18 protein-coding genes are annotated in these 20,807 nt (G+C 63.9%); 9 read left to right on the plus strand and 9 right to left on the minus strand.

Going from position 1 to position 20,807, the window contains the following annotated elements:
- Positions 1–2: 2 nt before the first annotated feature.
- Positions 3–833 carry an enoyl-CoA hydratase-related protein gene (locus A5636_RS24230; protein WP_065161171.1) on the minus strand — a complete coding sequence of 277 codons (831 nt, stop codon included), beginning with the start codon at positions 831–833 and terminating at the stop codon, positions 3–5.
- A 264-nt stretch (positions 834–1,097) separates the two neighbouring features.
- Between A5636_RS24230 and A5636_RS24235 the strand changes: the two genes are divergently transcribed.
- Positions 1,098–2,408, plus strand: coding sequence for a DEAD/DEAH box helicase (locus A5636_RS24235; RefSeq protein ID WP_065161172.1), 1,311 nt, complete (start codon positions 1,098–1,100; stop codon positions 2,406–2,408).
- Positions 2,409–2,425: 17 nt separating this feature from the next.
- On the opposite strand, the gene A5636_RS24240 is transcribed toward A5636_RS24235, so the two are convergent.
- Complete coding sequence (locus tag A5636_RS24240) at positions 2,426–2,971, minus strand: class I SAM-dependent methyltransferase (protein ID WP_065161173.1); 546 nt, start codon at positions 2,969–2,971, stop codon at positions 2,426–2,428.
- A gap of 199 nt (positions 2,972–3,170) precedes the next feature.
- On the opposite strand from A5636_RS24240, the gene A5636_RS24245 reads away from it, so the two are divergent.
- Positions 3,171–3,749 (plus strand): TetR/AcrR family transcriptional regulator, encoded by a 579-nt coding sequence (locus A5636_RS24245; RefSeq protein WP_065161174.1) that lies wholly within the window; start codon positions 3,171–3,173, stop codon positions 3,747–3,749.
- A 103-nt stretch (positions 3,750–3,852) separates the two neighbouring features.
- Here the strand turns inward: A5636_RS24245 and A5636_RS24250 are convergent, their stop codons facing one another.
- On the minus strand, positions 3,853–5,079 hold the full coding sequence (locus A5636_RS24250; protein WP_065161205.1) for a hypothetical protein: 1,227 nt from the start codon (positions 5,077–5,079) through the stop codon (positions 3,853–3,855).
- A gap of 230 nt (positions 5,080–5,309) precedes the next feature.
- Positions 5,310–8,597: a LuxR family transcriptional regulator gene (locus tag A5636_RS24255; RefSeq protein WP_065161175.1), complete on the minus strand. Its 3,288-nt coding sequence runs from the start codon at positions 8,595–8,597 to the stop codon at positions 5,310–5,312.
- Between the two features lie 172 nt (positions 8,598–8,769).
- Between A5636_RS24255 and A5636_RS24260 the strand changes: the two genes are divergently transcribed.
- On the plus strand, positions 8,770–9,969 hold the full coding sequence (locus A5636_RS24260) for a cytochrome P450 (RefSeq protein ID WP_065161176.1): 1,200 nt from the start codon (positions 8,770–8,772) through the stop codon (positions 9,967–9,969).
- 117 nt (positions 9,970–10,086) lie between these two features.
- A complete protein-coding gene (locus tag A5636_RS24265) occupies positions 10,087–10,521 on the plus strand; it encodes a hypothetical protein (protein WP_081287979.1) in 435 nt (144 codons plus the stop codon).
- A 40-nt stretch (positions 10,522–10,561) separates the two neighbouring features.
- Here A5636_RS24265 and A5636_RS24270 read toward each other — a convergent pair whose 3' ends face one another.
- Entirely contained in the window at positions 10,562–11,386 is an 825-nt protein-coding gene (locus A5636_RS24270; protein WP_065161178.1) for an LLM class F420-dependent oxidoreductase, read from the minus strand.
- Positions 11,387–11,601: 215 nt separating this feature from the next.
- On the opposite strand from A5636_RS24270, the gene A5636_RS24275 reads away from it, so the two are divergent.
- Genes A5636_RS24275 through A5636_RS24290 form a run of 4 tightly spaced genes read left to right on the plus strand, consistent with a single transcriptional unit; the run spans position 11,602 to position 14,218 of the window.
- Positions 11,602–12,792: a cytochrome P450 gene (locus A5636_RS24275; protein WP_065161179.1), complete on the plus strand. Its 1,191-nt coding sequence runs from the start codon at positions 11,602–11,604 to the stop codon at positions 12,790–12,792.
- Positions 12,793–12,806: 14 nt separating this feature from the next.
- Positions 12,807–12,986: a ferredoxin gene (locus tag A5636_RS24280; protein ID WP_437339861.1), complete on the plus strand. Its 180-nt coding sequence runs from the start codon at positions 12,807–12,809 to the stop codon at positions 12,984–12,986.
- Between the two features lie 54 nt (positions 12,987–13,040).
- A complete protein-coding gene (locus tag A5636_RS24285) occupies positions 13,041–13,829 on the plus strand; it encodes a heavy metal-binding domain-containing protein (protein ID WP_065161181.1) in 789 nt (262 codons plus the stop codon).
- Positions 13,829–14,218 carry a DUF5073 family protein gene (locus A5636_RS24290; protein WP_065161182.1) on the plus strand — a complete coding sequence of 130 codons (390 nt, stop codon included), beginning with the start codon at positions 13,829–13,831 and terminating at the stop codon, positions 14,216–14,218. Before A5636_RS24285 ends, A5636_RS24290 begins: the two co-directional genes overlap by 1 nt.
- Before the next feature lie 26 nt (positions 14,219–14,244).
- Here A5636_RS24290 and A5636_RS24295 read toward each other — a convergent pair whose 3' ends face one another.
- Positions 14,245–15,654: a WS/DGAT/MGAT family O-acyltransferase gene (locus A5636_RS24295; RefSeq protein WP_065161183.1), complete on the minus strand. Its 1,410-nt coding sequence runs from the start codon at positions 15,652–15,654 to the stop codon at positions 14,245–14,247.
- Between the two features lie 237 nt (positions 15,655–15,891).
- Here A5636_RS24295 and A5636_RS24300 point away from each other — a divergent pair, with 237 nt between their 5' ends.
- On the plus strand, positions 15,892–16,818 hold the full coding sequence (locus A5636_RS24300; RefSeq protein WP_081287976.1) for an antibiotic biosynthesis monooxygenase: 927 nt from the start codon (positions 15,892–15,894) through the stop codon (positions 16,816–16,818).
- On the opposite strand, the gene A5636_RS24305 is transcribed toward A5636_RS24300, so the two are convergent.
- From A5636_RS24305 to A5636_RS26955, 3 genes are all read right to left on the minus strand, one after another.
- Entirely contained in the window at positions 16,819–17,694 is an 876-nt protein-coding gene (locus tag A5636_RS24305) for an SDR family NAD(P)-dependent oxidoreductase (protein ID WP_065161184.1), read from the minus strand.
- Positions 17,691–20,525, minus strand: a complete 2,835-nt coding sequence (locus tag A5636_RS24310) for an RND family transporter (protein WP_065161185.1) — start codon at positions 20,523–20,525, stop codon at positions 17,691–17,693. Before A5636_RS24310 ends, A5636_RS24305 begins: the two co-directional genes overlap by 4 nt.
- Positions 20,522–20,807, minus strand: a 286-nt coding sequence (locus A5636_RS26955) for a hypothetical protein (RefSeq protein WP_216638867.1), incomplete at its 5' end; no start/stop codon positions are given. The genes A5636_RS26955 and A5636_RS24310, both read right to left, overlap by 4 nt.

Consider the following 20,807-nt stretch of genomic DNA (forward strand, 5'->3'; position numbering starts at 1 on the left):
CGCTACTCGTCGCGGTCGATGAAATCCCGAGGCTTCATGCCTGATTGCATGAGTTCGGTACGGCGCGCCTGAACGTCGGATGCGGCGCCGACCATGTTGGTCAGGATGTGGCTGACCTGAAGGTGGACGCGCATTCCCATCAGTTCCCAGGCCCGCTTCACGTTGTTTTTCACCGCCATCAACGTGGTCAACGGAATCTGGGCGATTTTTCGTGCCATTTCCTCGACGACGTCTTCGAGGTCTTCCCGGGGCACCACTTTGTTAAGCAAACCCCATTCGAGCGCCTGCTGCGCCGACAGCGTCGGCGCCAGCAGCAACCAGTCCATGGTGCGGTGCCAGTTCATCAACAGCCAGGGCTCGATCATGGTGTGGCCGCCTGGCTCACCAAGGCTTTGGGCCAGCGGCATCTGAAAATACGCGTCCTCGGACGCGACGCAGAAGTCCGTCAGCAACCCGAGGTAAATTCCGCCGCCCATACAGTAGCCGTGGATTTGGGAGATCGTCGGTTTGGGAAATTCCCACAGGTACAGCGTCGGCCACAAGAACAGATCGGCGGTGCCCTTGTACAGGTCCTCAAACGTGTCGCCGAAGTCGGGATAAGGATTCTCGTCAGGCCCCCAACGCGCCACGTGCCCACCGCAGAAACCTTTGCCGTTGGCCTTCAGGATGACGACTTTGATTTCTTTGTCGCGGTCCGCCTCTCGCAGGCACGTGTCGACCTCGGTAACCAGGACCGCGTCCTTCGTATTGGCCTTGTCGACCCGGTTCAGCACGATTCGCGCAATCGGCGGCTCGCGCTCATAGATGACAGCTTCGAGGACGCGCCGCTCCATGCGCGTTACACTACCGGACCGCGGCGTAACGTCATCATGGTTTTGGCAGCTGGTGCGCTATGCTGAACAGCAATGTTGGCGCACATTGGCCAACAACGTCGTGGAACGCCTAGTCATCCACTAGTTCAGATGATTCGTGCATGCAGCACGAGCTCTTCTCGCGGCGATCGATTTTGCCCACCGGCAATCTCGCCATCTCGTGCTCGGCCCTCGCGCAACGATGCCGCGAACCGGGCGCACCGATGCCTGAAAGGCACCGAAAAAGTGACTACGAACACAACTTTCGCCGATCTCGGCGTATCCGACACCCTTGTCACCGCGCTGAACGCGGTTGGCATCATGCAGCCGTTTCCGATTCAGATCGCCACGCTCCCCGATGCGCTGGCCGGACGTGATGTCTTGGGACGGGGCAAAACCGGCAGCGGCAAGACGCTCGCCTTCTCAATTCCGTTGATCAGCGGGATTTCTCGACGGGACCGGCGCCCGTCGCGACCCTCGGGCTTGGTGCTTGCACCAACCCGCGAATTGGCGACTCAGATCACCGCTACGTTGCAGCCGTTGGCAGCCGCCCAGGGGTTGAAAGTGACGACCATCTTCGGTGGCGTATCGCAGACTCGACAGGTTGCCGCTCTGAAATCCGGAATCGACATCGTAGTGGCGTGCCCGGGCCGGCTCGAAGATCTGATGAAGCAACGACTGATCAGCCTTGATGGCGTTCAGATCACCGTCATCGACGAAGCCGATCACATGGCCGACCTCGGCTTTCTGCCCGGAGTGACCCGAATTCTGACTGCCACGCCCGCATCCGGGCAGCGGCTGTTGTTTTCCGCGACACTCGACAACGGTGTCGACAAACTCGTCAAGCGGTTCCTGCGCAACGAGGTGCTGCATTCGGTGGACGAAGCCAATTCGCCCGTCTCCGAGATGACCCATTACGTGTTCCACGTCGCCAGCAACGAAGCGAAGAAAGAGCTGGTGCACCGGCTGGCCTCCGGCACCGGGCGCCGGATTCTGTTCCTGCGCACCAAGCATCAGGCGCGCAAGCTGGCCAAGCAGCTCACCGAGGCGGGCGTGCCGTCTGTGGACCTGCACGGCAACCTTTCCCAGCCCGCGCGGGACCGCAACCTGGCCAGGTTCGCCGCAGGCGATGCCCGTGTATTGGTTGCGACCGACATCGCCGCGCGCGGCGTGCACGTCGACGACGTCGAACTGGTGGTGCATATCGATCCGCCCAGCGAGCACAAGTCCTATCTGCACCGTTCGGGTCGCACGGCCCGCGCGGGCAGCGCGGGTGATGTCGTTACCGTCGTGCTCCCCGAGCAGCAGGCGCAAACTCAGGTCTTGTTGCGAAAGGCCGGCATCAAGGTCAAACCCGCGCAGGTGACCGCGTCCTCAGCCGCCGTCCAGGCGCTGGTGGGTGAGATCGCCCCTTATCAGGCGCCCGCACCCGTGGTGACCCAGCCCCAGCAGCATCGGCGGCCGGCCGGTACCAGGGCAGCGCGTCGTCCCCGCAGCGCAACGCACCGCGTCGAGCACCGTCGCCGGTCCGCCCGCCCGCAGGGCAGCGCCAGGTAGCGGCGTCGATGCGGCCGTCAGCGGCGCGCGATCAGCCAGGCCAAACCGTCGCCTTCGGCGCTGTCGATGGGCTCGAGAAGCGCGAACGAGGCGATTAGCTCACCGGGTGTTGCGCGGAACTGCCCGGGGGCCGCGCCGACCTCGCTGCGCACCGCGATGGCCAGCAGCCCGCCCGGCGTGAGACGCTCGGTGAGCGCCCTATAGAGCCGACGGTCGCGAAATTTGTTGCACAGGATCATGTCGACTGGTTCATCAGCCGGCAGGCCCTCGTCGAGATCGACGACGTCGAACCGGCATCGGTCGCCAACCTGGTTGCGGTGCGCCAAGTCTCGCGCCTGCTGGATGGCGACCGGGGAAACGTCGATCCCGTGCACGTTGAGTCCGCGAAGTGCCAGCCAAACTGCTGCGAGCCCCGGTCCGCAAGCGATATCGAGCGCGCGTCCAGCTGTCGGCACCAGATTGACGTGTGGCACAAGGAAACTGGGCGGGCAGATTGATTCGGCCTGCGCTGGGCCCGCCTGGGTGTAGCGATCGTCCCACCGGCGCCGGTCCTGTTCGGTCACAGCGCCAAGGTTACCGGCACCATCGGTTCTTTCAGTTTCTGGACAAATGTCTGTATTTTGTCGGGAGCTGGCGGCGATGTCCGATGTTCGGGCAAGGTGCCGAAGCGGCCGAGCTGTAACTGCAGCAAGCTATATTGCGCATGACAGCTACCATCGCGATGCGCTTGTCGCACAGCGGCGCGGTTCCTACACTGGACGGGTGTCTAGAGAGGTCCCTACCGCCGCCGTCCCGCGCCGGTCGGATCGGCGACCGGGACAGACCATCCGCAAGGTGCTTGATGCCGGACTCGAGGAACTGCGCGAATCGTCCTACGCGAACCTGACAATGCGTGCGGTGGCTCAGCGCGCCGGGGTGTCGCCGGCCAGCGCCTACACCTACTTTTCGTCGAAAAGCGCTCTGGTGGCAGCGGTCTACTTGCGGTTACTTCGCGAACTGCCGCTGCACACCGACGTCAACGACACCACCAAGACCAGGGTTAGTGCGACGCTGCGGGACATGGCGCTGATCGTTACCGACGAGCCCGAACTGACTGCGGGATGCGGCGCAGCCTTGATGGCCGACGACCCCGCGGTCACCCCGTTGCGCAGCGAGATCGCCGACGAAGTCGCGCGCCGCATTGGTGCCGCGCTCGGTCCGGGTTGGCCGCGCGCGGTGAAGTCGACGCTGCAGATGACCTTTGCGGGGGCGTTGATGACCGCACGGTTCCTGCCGTATCCGGAGATCGCCGGACAACTCGACGAAGCCGTCAACCTGATTTTGGGCGCGTCTGTCGCATAATCCGCTGTGCCACGGGCAGTTTCGTGATCGGTGCTTCGTAGAATTCGGGGTATGGTTTCGATTTCGTCGCGGGGACCAACCGTCTTGACGAAAGCTTGACGAGCTAAACCGGCGTGAGGGGCAACGACTTTCGTGGCTGAAACGCGAAGGTCGAGCCTCCGCTGAACTTGGTAACCGCTACCTCTGGGAATTCTTTTGCGGCGGTGTCGGTTTCGAAGATACGTGCCGTCCACTCCGTTGCGGTACCGTCTATTTCGACGCGCAACCGCGGGTCTACGGCGGCAGCGATCGCCTGCAGCGGCTCAGTCACGTCTGGCGATGTTAGCGCGAGCCACGCCATGTCTTCGTGCGCGGGCGACGGACGCACGTGGACTTCGTCCCCCTCGAAGTCGGCAAGCACGTAGACCGCCGGGTTGAACAGCGGGTGCAGCTCCATGACTCGTAACGCACCGTCGATGCCGCCGGGCAGGTCGAGTGCGCGGTGAATCCGTTCGGCGGCCAGCCCGGCGAGTCCGATGAGCTGCTTGGTCGCGATCGAACGGGCCAGCGCGGTGTCGTCCCGGGCGCGCTTGCCCACCGCCAACGCGAATGACAAGTAGAGCATGTGCATCTGCAGGCAGACTTCGTCAGCAATGCGGGACAGCGCCGAATGGGAGAACGCCCCAAAATTCACGTCGGACAAGAGCGGACCCGAATAGTCCGCCATGCCAGGTTCGCTGTCGTCGATGCCGTCGAGTTCGACCGTGGCGGCATGTGTGCTGCCGATGATCTCCAACTCCGGGATGAAACCCACTTCGGGATTCGCGTCGTCAATGATGACCGTCCACGCACAGTGCGGGTGCTGATCAGAAGGCACTCGCGGTGGTCGATGGATCGGCCGAACTTGAGCCCGCCGGTTGGTGGCCAGCGCTGTCGCGTCGAACGTCGGATCCTCGATGTCATGGCACATCCCGCGGACGTACTCCTCGCCCATCGGCTCGACATCCAACAGCGCACCGCAGTGGTCGAGTTGGAACTCGCCGTGCCAACGGTCGCGCACCGTGTAGCGGAAGTCCATGAACTGCGGTGGAGCGCCGATGTCGAGTTGCAGCCCCTTGAAAATGGTGATCACGTCGATGCCTTCGTACCGCAGCGCCCGCTGCATGCGCCTGGTGTACACCGGGCTGGCAGCCGCCCACTCTTCAATCGCGATCTGCAGCATTTCCTCGCGGCCGAATTGCTGGATGCACCAGGCCATTCCGGATCGATCGATCATCTGACCGATCAGCAGCAGTTCCGGGACCAAAGTGCTGAGTTGATCACGGGTCAGAGTGGTGTACCTGCTGGGCATTGATAGATCCTCACCGCCGACGAACGGGGCTGCGCTCATCAGCAATTATGGACAGGTGTCTGATTATGGTCTTGACTCTAGCCGACCGCCTCGATGATCGGCAAGAACGCTTGAATCAGGCGGGAGAAGGCGCCCGGTGGACGGAGATGTGCGGGTCGGCCCAGCCGCCAGCTCGCCGCAAACTAAGGCACTGCGCTGGACAGGTGTCCGACAATCACCCGTGGGAGTGTTCAGCCTTGGCGGACCGCTCCCTGGACGAGCTGTAGCCGCGAACCGATACCGAGTTTGTTGTAGATATGGGCGAGGTGGGCCTGAACGGTTCGCGGTGACACGAAAAGCCGCGTCGCTATCTCCTTATTGGCCATGCCCTCACAGACCAGTCGCGCGACCTCACGTTCGGCCGGTGTTAGAGAGCCCCAGCCGCTCGCCGGCCGCTTGCGTTGGCCACGGCCACGCTGCGCATAAGCGATCGCCTCCTCCATGGAGAGTGTTGCGCCCTCGGCCCACGCAGATTCAAAAGCACTCTCGTCCATGGCATTTCGGAGGCCGGCCACCGAAGTGTCGTATTCGGCCTCATGAATTTTGAATCGGACCATGCCCATAGACTCGCGTAGCCGTTCTGCTGCGCCGAACAAGCGCGCCGCCTCGGATTGCTCGCCGCTGTGCGCGGCCAGCCCGGCAAGGCATTCCATTGCTTCTGGAACTTGGAGATAAACCTTTTTCTCGGCGGCGTAAGTCAAGGCCTGGTGGGCGTCACGTCCAGCCTCGAGGGGCATGCTTTCCGCAATGGCTACGCGCGCGCGAGCCAGCAGAGCGGCCACCCTGTGCCAGCCCTGTGCCACCGCAATCGCAGCCTCGATCTGCTCTCGGGCCGTTGCGATGTGACCGCGGGCCAGGGCGACTTGAATGGTGTTGAAGACACGTTGGGCAGTTGTTACCGCAGGTTGGTGTGGGTACATGCACTGCCAGGCCACCTCACCGGTCTGGTCGGCCCCGTCCAAATCACCGGCCGCCACGCGCACTTGCGATGCTTGCGCGTAGGCCATGCCCAAGTAGTACTCGCCCAGGTCAGTGGCCGCCGTCACGGCTGCGTCAGCGACGGCGAATGACTCGTCTAATTCACCGTGATACGCAAGTGCCATGCCAAGACCCATGACGGCGACGGGGCCGGAGACGCGATCGTGAGCTTCATCGCAGTCGGCGGCCAGCGTTCTGAGCTCTGAAATTGCTTCAATGATGCTGCCCTGCACCAGAAGTGACCAACCGATGGCCAATCGGCACTGTCGGGAGTTTCCTCCATCGCCGATTGCGTCGGCGATAACGCGCCCCTCTTCGCCCGCCACCCGTGCCGCCGCCAAGTCACCGGTGTTCAACGCGGTGTTGGACTGCCAGGCCAGGATCTGGCTTAGGGCCCACTGTTCATCCAGGGCCCGGGCCAACCCGATTGCCTCCGAGTAATAGCTTGCGGCCTTGTCGGAGTCGTATTGGGCGCCGGCGGACAACCCAGATGCAGTAAGGGCCCGGGCAAGCAAAGCGGGATCGTCGAGTTCGCGGGCGATCTGCACCGCGTGTTGCGCGATTTCCAAATGCTGGCCTCCCGCGAACACCTTCAGCACTGCCTCGTCGGCGAGTGCACGCGCCCGCACCGACGGCGAAGCCTGGTTCGCGGCAGGTATCACGCGGAACCATGCGACGCCTTCCATGATTCGACCGCGGGTCAGCCAGACCGGTTGCAGCGACGACGCCAACGTCAATGCTTGGTCGATGTCGTCGTTTTCCAGGTGCCAACCTAGCGCGTTACGCAGGTTATCCATCTCGAGTTCGACCTGCGCGAGGCGTTGCTGGTAATCGGTTCGTGCCGGGGCGTCGAGCGATGCGGCAATTGCCGTGTAGTGGTCGCAATGACGGGATCGCACGGCATCGGCTTCGCCCGACTCGCCGAGTTTCTCCAATGCATACTGGCGCACCGTTTCCAGTAGTCGGTATCTGGTGCGACCGCTGCTGGCGTCGGCGACAACAAGAGACTTGTCGACGAGCAACGTCAGTTGATCCAGGACCTGGTATGGCTCGATAACGTCACCGCCGCATACGACTTGCGCTGACGGCAGGTTGAATCCGCCGTAGAAGACGGCCAGCCGTCGGAACAGGATCCGCTCGGCTTCGGTGAGCAGTGCGTGCGACCAATCCACTGAAGCGCGCAGTGTCTGTTGGCGCCGCACCGCGGTTCGTGAACCGCCGGTCAGCAACCGAAAGCGATCATGCAGGCTGTCGACGATCTCGGTCAATGACAACGCCCGCACCCGCGCCGCCGCGAGTTCGATCGCTAGCGGCATACCGTCCAGGCGGCGGCAGATCTCGGCTACCTGTGCGCTGTTGTTCTCGGTGACTGTGAAATCGGGTTTGGCCAAGCGGGCACGTTCGGCGAAGAGATTGATGGCCTCGTCGGCCAGTGACAGCGGAGGCACCTGCCAGGTCGCCTCGCCGGGGATATTAACCGGTTCTCTGCTGGTCGCCAGCACAGTTAGGCGCGGCGCCCCGGCCAGCAGCGTCGCTAGCAGGGTGGCGCAGGCATCCAGCAGATGTTCACAGTTGTCCAGCACGATCAGCATGTGACGGTCACGCAGGAACCGAAGCAGCGTGTCGATCATCGAGCGTCCGGGTTGATCGGGTAGCTCCAAGGCGCGTGCCACCGTCACCGGCACCACCTCGGCGGCCGTGATAGGCGCCAAATCCACGTACCGTACGCCATCGCCGAAATCTCCTGCAGCTTCGACAGCCACCTGCACCGCCAGCCGGGTTTTACCGACTCCGCCCGCCCCAGTCAAAGTGACCAACCGATTGCCGGCCAACGCATTTCGCAAGCTGCTGATTTGATCCTGACGCCCTACGAAACTCGTTAGCTGCACAGGGAGGTTATGTGTGACAACGCTGCTGGTGCTTCGCAGCGGCGGGAAGTCATTGCGGAGATCCGGATGGCACAGCTGCACCAACCGCTGCGGTCGGGCCAGGTCACGCAGCGGGTGCGCTCCTAGGTCCGCCAGCCAGGCGTCTGCAGGCAAAGTTTCGGCGACGAGGTCTTCCGTGGTTCCCGACAGCAGGGTTTGACCGCCATGCGCCAGATCGCGCAGGCGGCCGGTGCGGTTGATCGTCGGACCGATGTAGTTGCCCTCGTCACGCAAGCGCACCTCGCCGGTGTGGATCCCGATGCGCAGCCGGATCGGCGCCAACGGCGCCCGCTGCAGGGCAAGAGCACACGCGACCGCGTCCGAGGCGCGGCCAAACGCGACGACGAAGCTGTCGCCCTCACCCTGCTCCACCGGGCGCACACCGGCATGTGCGGCGACCGCCCGGGCCAGTGCCTCGTCCAGCCGTGCCACTGCGACCGCCATGACATCGGGCTGTGTCTCCCACAGCCGCGTCGATCCCTCGACGTCGGCCAATAGCAACGTCACCGTCCCGGTCGGCAGCCCAGTTACGCCCACAGTCACACCAAAGTCGCTCCATTCGGATGTGCTCATGTTAGTCAGAATGCGGTGACGTGGATCGCAAAACATCAGCCAATCGGCTAATGGTTGCGATCCCACAACGCGTACGTACGCGTCTGGGGCCTGCGCAGTTTGGCACGTTGGCCGATGTACCTCAGTTCTCGTCACCGGATAGTCGAGGGCATTTCCATCCGAGGAGGCCCGCATGACGATCGACATCGATCTACCGCCCATTGCTTACCACGACGCGCGGGATCCCCACGAGGTCCACCGCCTGATCAAGGAGGCCCGAAGGCGGGGCCCAATCGCATTGGGGCCGTTCGGCCCTGAAATTCTTACCTACGATCTGGTCCGCTCGGTGTTGCGGGATAATCACTTCGCCATGCCGCGCGGTATCGGGTTGGTGGCGCAGGGGATCAGCTCCGGACCGGTCTGGGATCGGTTGTGCCGGTTGCTGATCAGTCTTGATGGCACCGAACACAACCGTTTGCGTCGCTTGGTCTCACAGGCGTTCACCCCGAAGGCCGCCGCCCGCATGCGCACCGTGTGCACCTCGGTGATGACGGCGCTGGTTGACAAGTACGCCGACAGCGGACACTGCGACATGGTGACCGATATCTCTCGGCCGTATCCCATTCCGATAATCTGCGAGATGCTCGGCGCACCTTCGGAAGACTGGCAGCTTTTCTCGACGTGGGCGTCCGACATCACCAAAGCATTCGGGGGCAATGTCGCCGCGGAGGAGCCCGCGATCCTGAGAGCGTGGGAGCAGTTCGAGGCGTACATCGAGGCATTGATTGCACGGCGGCGGCGGTCGCTCACCGACGACCTGATCTCTGACCTCATTCGTGCTCAGGACGACGGCCTGGCCTACGACGAGTTGGTGAACTTGATCGCAATCCTGCTCAATGCCGGCACCGACACCACCCGTAACCAATTGGCCGCAGCGGTACAGACGCTCTCACAACACCCCGAGCAATGGCGATTGGTTGCCGAGTACCCCGAATTGGCACCCCGTGCAGTGGAGGAACTGATTCGGCACACGCCGGTCAGTTCCGGGGTGATCCGGGTGGCAACCGAGGACGCCGCACTCGGTGGCATCAGCATCCCCGCAGGAACAGTCGTCGTGGCGAACACGGCATCGGCGAACCGCGACGAGACGGCCTACCACCTGCCCGACCGCTTGGACATCACCCGCGCGCAGCCGCAACCGATGCTGACTCTCGGTGGCGGCATGCACTATTGCCTGGGTGCACACCTGGCCAGGGTCGAACTCACCGAGGCGCTGCGTGTCATCACTCGGCGCATGCCGAACATCAAAGTCACCGGTCCGGCCCCTTGGCGTCCTCCCACCGAATTGTCCGGCCCCATATCACTTCCCGTCGAATTCACGCCTGGTCACTGAGGTGTCGCAACTGACCGGCCGCAGACCATAGTTGAATTGCTCCCCCACTTTCGGCGATCCTCGACGGGAACCGAACTACGAGGAGGATCGGACGTGGCTGGTGTGGGGCAGATCGCGATGAACAGTGCTCCGGTCTTGGGTGGCGTGATGCTCGCGGTCGCCGCCGGGCAGTTCAGGGGTCCGGACTTTCGCGGCCTGATCAAACAGGACATGGACCTGCTGGACCGGTTGCCGCCGGAAGCTACCGAGCGGCGCGCCGATTTGCAGCGCACCATCGACTCCCGCATCGACGACATGATCGAGGCCTCCGACCGGGGACGCGCGATGCGCAAGGCCGCAGCGTCCTACCGGGGCAACTGGCGCGACATCGTGCTGCTGCTGTGCGCGGTGTTGTTCACCATCGTCTGGTGGGATGTCAGCCACAGCCGGGCCAATTGGCTGCCGACGTTCATCCTGTTGCTGCTGCTGACGGCAGTGACAGCCGTGTATGCGCTGCGTGGGATGGCGCGGGCGAGCGTTTCCCTGCTGCGTCGGCGGCGCGAGAACGGATGATTGCCTGCTGCGGGTATCCCTGCAGAGGCGGCAAGGTTGGTTACCGGATCGGCACTCCATCGCGCCACGCCAGCATCTCACCGAGAGTGGTTAAGTCATAACCTTTTTCGGTCGGTTTGAGCGCTGCGGTGAAGAGTGTCACGCCTTCCTTGTGGTACAGGTCGGCCTCGTTCGGACCGGTCCACGGCACGGCGCGCTCGATCGCGGAATCGTCGCGCTGCGCCGCTTCCGCATACCACTTCAGCAGCTGGTCTTTGCGCCGGAACTCGTCGATGGGTTCGACGGTGTGCCAGATGTCGGCGAACCCCGCAACCAGCGGCAGGGCCTTGTCCAAACCTGGACCGCCGACGAGTATCGGAATTGCACGCAGCGGCGGCGGAATCAAGCGCGCAAGCCGGTATTCGATCCGGGCCAAACCATCTACGAACAACCGGAGCCGATCTCCGACACTGGGGTAGGCGTACCCGTATGCGGTGTAATCCTTTTCGTACCATCCAGTTCCGAGACCCAAAATAAGCCTGCCACCACTGATGTGGTCGACGGTGCGCGCCATGTCGGCCAGCAGGTCGGGGTTGCGATAGCCGATTCCGGAGACCAGCAGGCCGATCTCCACCCGCGTGGTCAACTCCCCCCATGTGGCGAGGGCCGTCCAGCCTTCGAAGTGGTTGACGTCGTGTTGTTCAGGCAGCAACTGCCCGGCACCGTCGCGATTCTCGATGAACGGCTTGTGGAAGTGGTCGTAGCCGAAGACGATGTCCGCTCCCATGGCCTCGGCATCAAGGACGGCCTGGCGCCACGTAGCGTAGCTCGGCGTACCGCCGGGCCACAGTTGCACTGCGACACGAGTTTTGCGAGGTGAAGTCATCGGAACCTCTGGTGGTATCGGGCAGTCGGAATCGATCCGACGCGGCGTGCGCGTCGGTCAGTAGGCCCCCCGCCCTAGCCACGCTGCCAGAGCAACCTCAGTTCAATACACGTGCGCTGAAACTAACGCGCACGGTCGGCAAGTTATTTCCCGAATCGACAGATCGTGGTGAAGAAGCCATTGCTCACCATTCGGTGCGGTGCCAGGCTAACCACATGACAGAAGGCCCCGGGTTCGTCGACCAGGCCATGATGGGCCTTGCCGAGCCCCAGCCCATGTACCGGGCGCTGCGCGAATCGGCTCCGGTGTTGAGGTCACCGCAAGCGGTGGTCTTGAGCCGGCTTGCCGACATCGAGATGGCCCTCAAACGGACCGACCTGTTTTCTTCGAACATGGATGCGGTTGATCTGGGCAACCTACGGCCGTTGATCCCGTTGCAGATCGACCCGCCCGACCATGCCAAGTATCGGCGCATCCTGGATCCGTTGTTCACCCCGCGGGAGATGGCGCGGCGCGAACCGCAGGTGACCGCGTTGGTCAACCAGATGGTCGACCGCTTTGCCGATCGCGGTGAATGCGACTTTCACGCCGAGTTCGCGGTGCCGCTTCCCTGCACGGTCTTCCTACAGTTGCTCGGTCTCCCGCTGCGGGATCTCGACAAGCTCCTGGAATGGAAGGACGGGGTGATTCGTCCGGAAGGCACTACCGACTGGGATGGCCGCCACGCCGCGTCGGCACCGGTAGCCCTGCAGATCTACGAATACTTCGGCCAGGCCATCGAGGACCACATCGCGAATCCGCGTGACGACGTCTTGTCGGCGATGATCGCGGCGGACCTGAAAGACCCGGACGGCGGAGCCCCGAAAAAGCTGACCCGCGAGGAGTTGCTCGACATCTGTTTCCTGTTCCTCATCGCGGGACTGGACACGGTGACCGACTCGCTCGACTGCTTCTTCGTGTATTTGGCACGCCACCCTGAGCACCGGCATCAGCTCGTCGAGCAACCTGACATCCTGCCGCATGCCATCGAGGAGTTGCTGCGCTGGGAGACGCCGGTGCCTGGCGTGGCGCGGGTTGCGATGCAAGACGTCGAAGTCGGCGGCTGCCCGATCAACAAGGGTGACCGGGTCAGCCCATTGCTCGGCGCGGCCAACACCGACCCGGCGGAGTTCCCCGACCCCGAACTCGTCGACTTCGCCCGTAACCCGAACCGGCACCGGGCGTTCGGCGGCGGCCCGCACCGCTGCCTCGGGTCCCACCTGGCTCGCATGGAACTGCGCGTGGCGCTGCGCGAATTCCACCGGCGGATCCCTGACTACGAGATCCCAACCGGCACCGAGTTGAAGTACACCGCCGCGCTGCGCTCTGTGGAGGCATTGCCGCTGACCTTCCCGGTTGCGTTGTGATGACACATATTTCGGTGGATTCGGACCGGTGCGTGGGGCACGGACGCTGCTATTCACTGGCGCCCGACGTTTTCGATGCCGATGACACAGGCCATGCGGTGGTGCGCATCGAAGATGTCTCCGGGGACCTCGAACGGCAGGCGCTGTGCGGTGCGCAGAACTGCCCGGAACAGGCGATCACGCTGACCCCGTAAGTTCTCCCGGTTTGCTAGGTACGCTGTCGCAAACCACAGAAGGGATGTCTGCCCATGCAACCAGGCTCGCTTGACCCGGTCGCCAGCGAACGGCTGTCGCACGCAGAGAAGTCATGGACGTCGGACCTGTCGATCAACGAGTTCGCGCTGCTGCACGGAGCCGGCTTCGAGCCGATCGAACTGGTGATGGGCGTGTCGGTTTACCACGTCGGATATCAGTTCACCAATATGCGTCAGCAGCAGGAACTCGGGGTGCTCACCGAGGCGACCTATCGCGCGCGCTGGAACGCCATGGCCCGCATGCAGGCTGAAGCCGATTCGCTCAAAGCCGACGGGATCGTCGGTGTCCGCCTCAACTGGCGTCATCACGGCGAGGGCGGTGAACACCTGGAGTTCATGGCGGTAGGTACCGCGGTGCGTTACATCGAGAAGCCGGGAGCATTCCGCCGGCCCAACGGCCAGGCGTTCTCCAGTCATCTTTCCGGGCAGGACATGGTGACGCTGCTGCGCTCCGGCCACACACCGGTGGCGTTTGTGATGGGCAACTGCGTATTTCACATCGCGGTGCAGGGTTTCATGCAGACGCTCAAGCAGATGGGCCGCAACATGGAAATGCCGCAGTGGACGCAAGGCAATTACCAGGCCCGCGAGTTGGCGATGACGCGCATGCAGAGCGAGGCGGAACGCGACGGTGCCACCGGTGTGGTGGGGGTGCACTTCGCCATCTCGAATTACGCGTGGGGACACCACACGGTGGAGTTCTACACCGCGGGAACCGCTGTGCGCCGCACCGGCAGTGGTGAGACCATCAAACCGACGTTCGTCCTGCCGATGGATAACTGATGGATGGGTTCGACGCCGAGCGGGTGAGCCGGACGATCGCGGGTGCGCTGGCCGGACCCGGCGGTGTCGCGTTGGTGGTCAACGTATTCGCCGGGCTGCCCGGAGTCGTTCACACTCCGGCACGGCGTGGGTTCTTCTCGTCCAGTCCCGAGCGGATCCAGATCGGTGACTGGCGTTACGAGATCGCGCGCGACGGTCGACTGCTTGCCGGGCACGTCGTGAACGGCATCGTGATCGCCGAAGACATTCTGCAGGCCAACGCGGTGGGACCGCACATCACGCGTGCGCTCGGCCAGGTGGTCGCGCGGTACGGCGCCACAGTCATTCCCAATATCGACGCTGCCGTCGAAATACTTGGCACCGGCACCGGCACCGGCTACCAATATTGAGATTGGGTCTTGAGGTCGCTGATCGCTCAGTTGTCCTGAGGTCGCCTTTCCCGGCGCTCCAAGGAGGCGCCGCATTCCATTAGCTCTTTGAGCGCATCTGGAAACGCGTCGGCCATCTCCCACAGGTCCGGGAGTAGATCCGGGCACGAAATGATTCCGATGCCCAAGGTCCCGTTGAGCGACATCACGGTGATGTTGAGTCCGGCGCCGCCGAGAAGCGGACCCAACGGATACATCGCCTCAAGGCGGCAACCGAGAAAATACAACTGCTCCTGCGGGCCGGGAACATTGGACAGAATCATGTTGTAGACGGGACTCGTGCCTAACGGGATTCGGGGCAGAATCCGCATCGCCGCCCCGAACATGGTCTGCCCGCCGAACTCGGTCCAGTCGTGCAGCAGCGTGGGTCCCATGGCCGCGGTGTGGTCCTTCGCTGCGGAATTGCCTGCGGCCATCGTGCGGACGCGCTCCACCGGGTCGCTGATCTGGCTCTCCAGCCGGCAGAACATCCAGGTGGTCTGGTTGCGTCCCGGACGGTCGGACTTGTCGCGCACCGACACCGGGACGGTGGCGACCAACGGGACGTCGGGCAGTTCACCCCGTTCTAGCAGGAAACGCCGCAATACCCCGGCGCACAACGCCATCACTACGTCGTTGACGGTCACCCCGAACTGGTTCTTCACCCGCTTGACGTCGCGCATATCCAGTTGGGTGTAGGCCACGTTGCGATAGCGAGTCAGCGGGCCGTTGAACGGAGTCGGCGGCGCGGAAAACGGTGCGGCCATGGTTCTGCCTTCTCGGGCGCGCAGCAATGTCTGCGTAAGCGTCACCACGGTGGCCGGCACGACCGTCGCCAGGCGCAGGGGTCGCTTCGCCAAGTTCAGGAAGCCACTGACCGCGATCTGCAACGGGCTGGCGCGCCCGGCGCCACGCACCGGGCGCGGTGCCGGTGCGTCGGGCGCCGGACCGCACAACTGCGCGAGCAGGTTGGCTCCGGCGACGCCGTCGACCACCGAATGGTGCACCTTGAGCAGTACCTTCACCCTGTCCGGACGGGCACCGCCTTCGATCAACCACATTTCCCACAGCGGACGATCGCGGTCGAGCGGTAAACCTGCGATATGCCCGCAGATCTCCGCCATTTCCCGCCGCCCGCCGGGGGTCGGCGCGGCGACTCGGTGCAGGTGGCGGCTCAGCGAGAAGCGCTCGTCATCGACCCATACCGGATGGTCGGGGTTCCATTGGGTGTCTGCCAGCTTCATCCGGAATTCCGGTACCGCTTTGACACGTTTGGCCAGCAGCGCCCGCAACCGGGCATAGGAATAGCCCCCGGGCATTGTCGACGTATCGAGTTCCAGGACGCAGCACACGTTCAGCGGTTGCGTCGGGGTTTCTAGATACAGAAAGAATGCATCAAGTCCGCTTAGTCGTTCCATAGCCGCCTGCTCGCTAGTTAGCGTGCAAAATTGTTAGTTAAATTGACCCCTCCGAAAGGGCCTGCCCCGGCTCCTCATCAGCCCCCCGCACCGCGGTTCCGCACGGCGTACCCGCGTTGGTCATTGCGCTAAACACAAAAGCAGCTACCACTCGCGCAACTCTTCCACCTCAACGTGAAGCATCGGCCCGGCGGAGCTGAGCGGCATGCCGTGGAGTGCCGATGGTAGACAACTGACATGACCGTCGGCGCCACGGCAATCGCGATCTTTCATGCACCGTCCGATGCTGAGCGATTCGGCGGGTGGGTGGCCCGATATGCCGCAGCCGCCAACCGGGCGGCCGGTTACGTCAGTGCCCGGCAGTCGGTGCACAGCGGCGGCCAGCTCGACTGGGGCGTGGAGGTGCGTTTCACCGATCCCGAGTCGCTCGACGCGTGGCTCGACAGCGCCGAACGTCGAACCGTCCTCGACGCTGCGGCCGAAGAAGGATTCTGGCGTTCTGCTCCGGATCTCGTCCTGGTCGAGGGTGAGTTGCCGCCGAGCGGCGCGGGCGTCTTCCTGCACGACGTCACTCCCGGCAAGGAGACGGAATTCATTGCCGCACAGCGGGATTTGACATCGGTCAGCTCGACGTTCCCGGGATACGAAGGAACCGTGTTGTTTCCGGCGGACGGCTTCGCGCAATGGATGTCGGTGCTCCGCTTTCGCACCGCTGGGCATCTCGCCGGATGGATACAGTCTCGCGAGCGCCTCCAGGCTCTGCCCCGCCTGCGCGAAGAATTGACTCGTGACTTCGCCGAGCTGCCGCGCAGCGCGCCGTTCGGCTCGACGGTTCGGGTTGCCGACGGTCAGACGAGGATCACACCTGCCTGGAAGTCGGCGATGCTGGTGGTGCTCTGCCTCTACCCCACTGTGGTGTTGCTGAACAAATCGTTGGCGCCGGCGCTGGGCCGCCTCGGAATAGACCAGGCCGCAGCGATTTTCGTCGGCAATGTCGTCAGCGTCGCGTTGTTGCAGTGGGTGCTTGTGCCGGCCGCCTCGCGTCCGTTCCGACGCTGGCTGGACCCGATCGACGGTGCATCGGCGCGGATCAGCGCGGCCGGGTCGGCGGTGATCGTCGTCGGTTATGCGGTGCTGCTGGCGATCTTCATCGTTGTCGGATAGCTAACCGCCGATCATCGAATGCAATTCGGCAACGGTATACGGGCCGCTGTCCCGGTGATCGCGGTACCCCAGCAACCGGGGAGTCGGCCGGTCGAATCGACCGACGAAACCACCTGCGGCGACCAGGATCTGGCCGGTGACGTCGCGAGCCAGATCGCTGGCGAGGTAAGCGTAGACGGGTGCCACGTAGTCCGGCGGCGGCGCGTCGAGTGAGGCGCGCATGGTCGTCTCGTCCAGCAGTCCGCGGCGGTGGAGATCCTCAATCTGCTGTTCGTAGTCGGGGCCGGTCGAGATGCGTGTCCTGGCGCCCGGACACACCACATTGGCCCGCACCCCACGGCCTTTCAGCTCCGCGGCGATGGCCATCGTCAGCCCGTTGACGGCGCCCTTGCCCGCCGGGTATCCGGTACCGCCGTAATCACCAAGGAACGCCACCGAACTGGTGTTGATGATCGCACCATGGCCCTGGGCCGCCATCACGGGAGCCGCGACCCGGCAGGTGTGGAACACCGTACCGAGGTGCACGCCGATCAGCGTGTTGAATTCGGCCGGCGAGATCCGCAGTATTGACGAATTGGCCGGCTCGGCGATTCCGGCGCAGTTGATCAACACATCCAGCCGGCCAAAGGTTTTGGTGCATTTCTCAATCACGGCCTGGGCAACATTTTCGTCGTCCGCCGCACCGGGCAGGCCGGTGGCTCGTGCGCCCGAGGCGGTGAGGGCGTCGACGGTGTCTTGCACCGCCGCCGACTCGCGCCCGTTGATCACCACCGCCGCCCCGAGACTGCCGAGCAGTTCCGCGACGGCACGACCGATGCCGCGGCTGCCCCCGACTACCACCACGCTCCGACCGCTGAGAAGGTCGTGGTCGCTCATGCGTCGGCGGTCACCGGTTCGAGTTGCTGGGCGTCGCTGGCCGTACCCCGTGGCCACCACAGCCAGCGATCCAGGACCACCATCATGGCCGGCAGCGCAAAGGTGCGCACCACAAGGGCATTCAGCAACAGACCCAAACCCACCGTCACACCGATCTGCGCCACACTGAGGACGCTGGTGGTGGCGAGAGCGAGCATCGTGATGCCAACGACTATTCCGCCGGCGGCCACCACTACACCGGTCGCGGCGAAGGCCCGGATGATGCTGGTGCGCAGCCCAGCGGAAAGCCCCTCCCTGATCCGCAGCGCGAAAAGCAGGTTCCCGCCGGAGGCCACGCCGATCATCGACACGAAGGCGATAGGCGGTACTACCCAGTGCAATTCGTGGTGCAGCAGCCGTTGCCAGATCAGCACACTGGCACCGAGTGCGCACAGGTAGGAAATAGCGATGGTGCCCAGGACCACGAACCCCGCGATAGGGCTTCGCAGCAGCAGCGCGGCGATGAACAAGATGACGCCGAGAGTGATCACGACCATCAGGACCAGGTCATCCGCCACGATGTCCTGCAGATCCCGGGTGGCCGGCCCCACACCGGTGAGTTCCACGGCGGCCGGTCGCAACGTGCCATCCTTGGTTGCCGCGTCCATCGCCGCGCTGATGGCACGAGCCCGTACCGCGCCACCATCTCCCCACTCGTCGCCGTTGCCATAGACAAACAGCCGGGTGGCATATCCGTTGGAGGAGACGAACTGGTCCAGCACGGGACGCATAGCCGGGTCGGTCAGAATCCGTCGGGACGCGTAGAGATCGCTGCCTGGACTGCCTTGGGAGGAGCCGCTGAGGTTTTGCAGATAACCCGCAAGTTCGGTCGTCGGCACCGGGCGCGGGTTGTAGAGGACGTCTTTGAGACCTCGTGCCAACGTCCGCACCTGGTCCATCTGACCGCTGACGCCGAGCAGAACCGATGGCAGCTCTGCCACGCTGACCCCTGCGGCAGCGTCGGCGGTTGCGTTCGACAATTGGTCGGCCGCGGTGTCCAGCTTGGCCGAAGAACTGACGACTGCGGCTCCCCAGTGCGACGCCTCCTCGGCCGCTGCACAGACCGGGGTCGCCCGGCAATTGGACACCCCGCGGACGAAGCCCCGCAGGGGGTCGAAAATCTCGCCCACATCCGCGGAACGCGCGCGGATCTTTTCACCCGCCTGCTGCGTCAGGTGTACGGCCAAACTGACCCCACCGATGGCGTAGGGACCCGATTGCGCGCCGGACTGGATCAGATCCAGCCCCTTGAGCAGGTCGTTGACCGCGGCATCGAGGTTGCCGAAGGTGTCCTGGCGCGCGGTGATCTGGTCGGTGAACTCGTCGAGCCGGTCGCCGCTGTTTCCACCGTTGCCGCTGAGCGCGGCCTGTTTGGAGATCATGCCGCTCGGGTGCGTCGCCGACTGCACCATGCGGACGCCGGAGATACCCATGATCGCGCTGGTGATCTGCTCGATTGCTTTGAGTCCCGCAACATTCCGCAGGTCGTGATCGGTGACGATTGTGACAACGTCAGGGTGCAGCTGGTTGGGGCCGAAATGCTGATCCACGGCACGGTAGCCGCGGTTGGCCTCGGTTTCGGATGACGTGGCCGCTGTTTCGTCCCAGCCGATCGGAACACCGGGCAGCCCGATCATCAGGATGAGCACGAGAATCCCGCTGGCGACCAGGATCGGCGCCGGCCAGCGCGCCACGTTGGTGCCGATGCGTCGCCAGCGACGACGCTGGTGCTTACGCTCGGGTGGTTTGATCAGGTCAGCACGGCTGGCGAGCGCCATCAGGGCGGGGGTCAACGTGATCGCGGCCAGACCGACTGCCAGCACACCGACCGCGCACAGCACGCCGGTGGTGGCGAACATGCTGATCCGGGCGAGGCTCAGCCACCCCACCGCGCCCAGGGGCGCTACCACGATCAGCGTCGAACCCACGATCGTCGGCGCCACCCCGCGGTATGCGTCGGCCAACGCCGGCGCCGGATCGATACCCTGCCGTCGTCGTTCGTGGTAACGCCCGATCAGGAACATCGCGAAGCTGGTGCCTGCACCGACACTCACCGCGACACTGACGGCGAGGGAGAACAGTGACACACCGATCATCCCCCGGGAGCCGAGGTCGGAAATGATCGGTTTGGCTAATGCCAGCCCTATCGTCACCGAAACCAACGGCACCAGCGCCGTGATCATCGACCGATAGACGACCAAAAGCAGGAGCAGCAGCACCCCGAATGTGGTGGCGGTGATGACTTGCATCTGCTTGTCGATCGCGGCGAATTCGTCCATGATCGTCGCGCCTGGCCCGGTGATGTAGACGCGCATCCCGTCCGGAGGCGGGAATTTCGCCACAATGCCGCGCGCCGCGGAGATCGAATCGACGGCCTCCGAAGTCCCGACCATGCCGTCCAGACGCATAGCAGCTGTGACGACATGGTGATCGTCGCTCACCGCCGCGTCCGCCAGGGCCGGCATCCGCCACCAGTTGACGACCTCGTAGACATGCTGGGAGTCGGCACGCAGGGCCGCGATCAATTGGTCGTAGTAATTCCGATCCTGTTCGGTGAGCTGGCCGTCCCGCTCCAGGACCAGGTATCCGACGTTGTCGGTAGGAGATTGGGAAAATGCTGCTGCCGATCGCTGCACCGCAAGCGAAGTCGGGGTACCCGGCGCCAGAAACGGCTGGTCCTTATTGCTGACCACCTGCTCCAACGGCGGGGTAAGGGCGTTGCCGGCGACGACCAGCACAGCCCAGACGCCGACAATCAAAAGGGCGAAACGATAGATGAATCTCGCAATCATGAGTGGCAGCTGCGCCGCGGGTCAGCCATCACGCGGTAGCCCGTCGCATCCAAGTGGCGTATCACCTTCTCAATCGGCACCATCAGTCCCCCGAACAAGTCGGCTAATTCAACCACTCCGGCCCCCAGACCGACAGTGGTTTTGCGACGGCCATGCACCCGCATTGACGTGAACGCCAAAAGCCGGTCGTTGCATTCCTGCCCCCGATCCTGCCCGAGGACTACGCGAGCGCGGTGGCCGCGGCGGGCCGTGACACTCCGTTGGACGCCGAGAAGGTGGCGG

This window comes from Mycobacterium asiaticum (assembly GCF_001673315.1).
Classification (GTDB): domain Bacteria; phylum Actinomycetota; class Actinomycetes; order Mycobacteriales; family Mycobacteriaceae; genus Mycobacterium; species Mycobacterium asiaticum_B.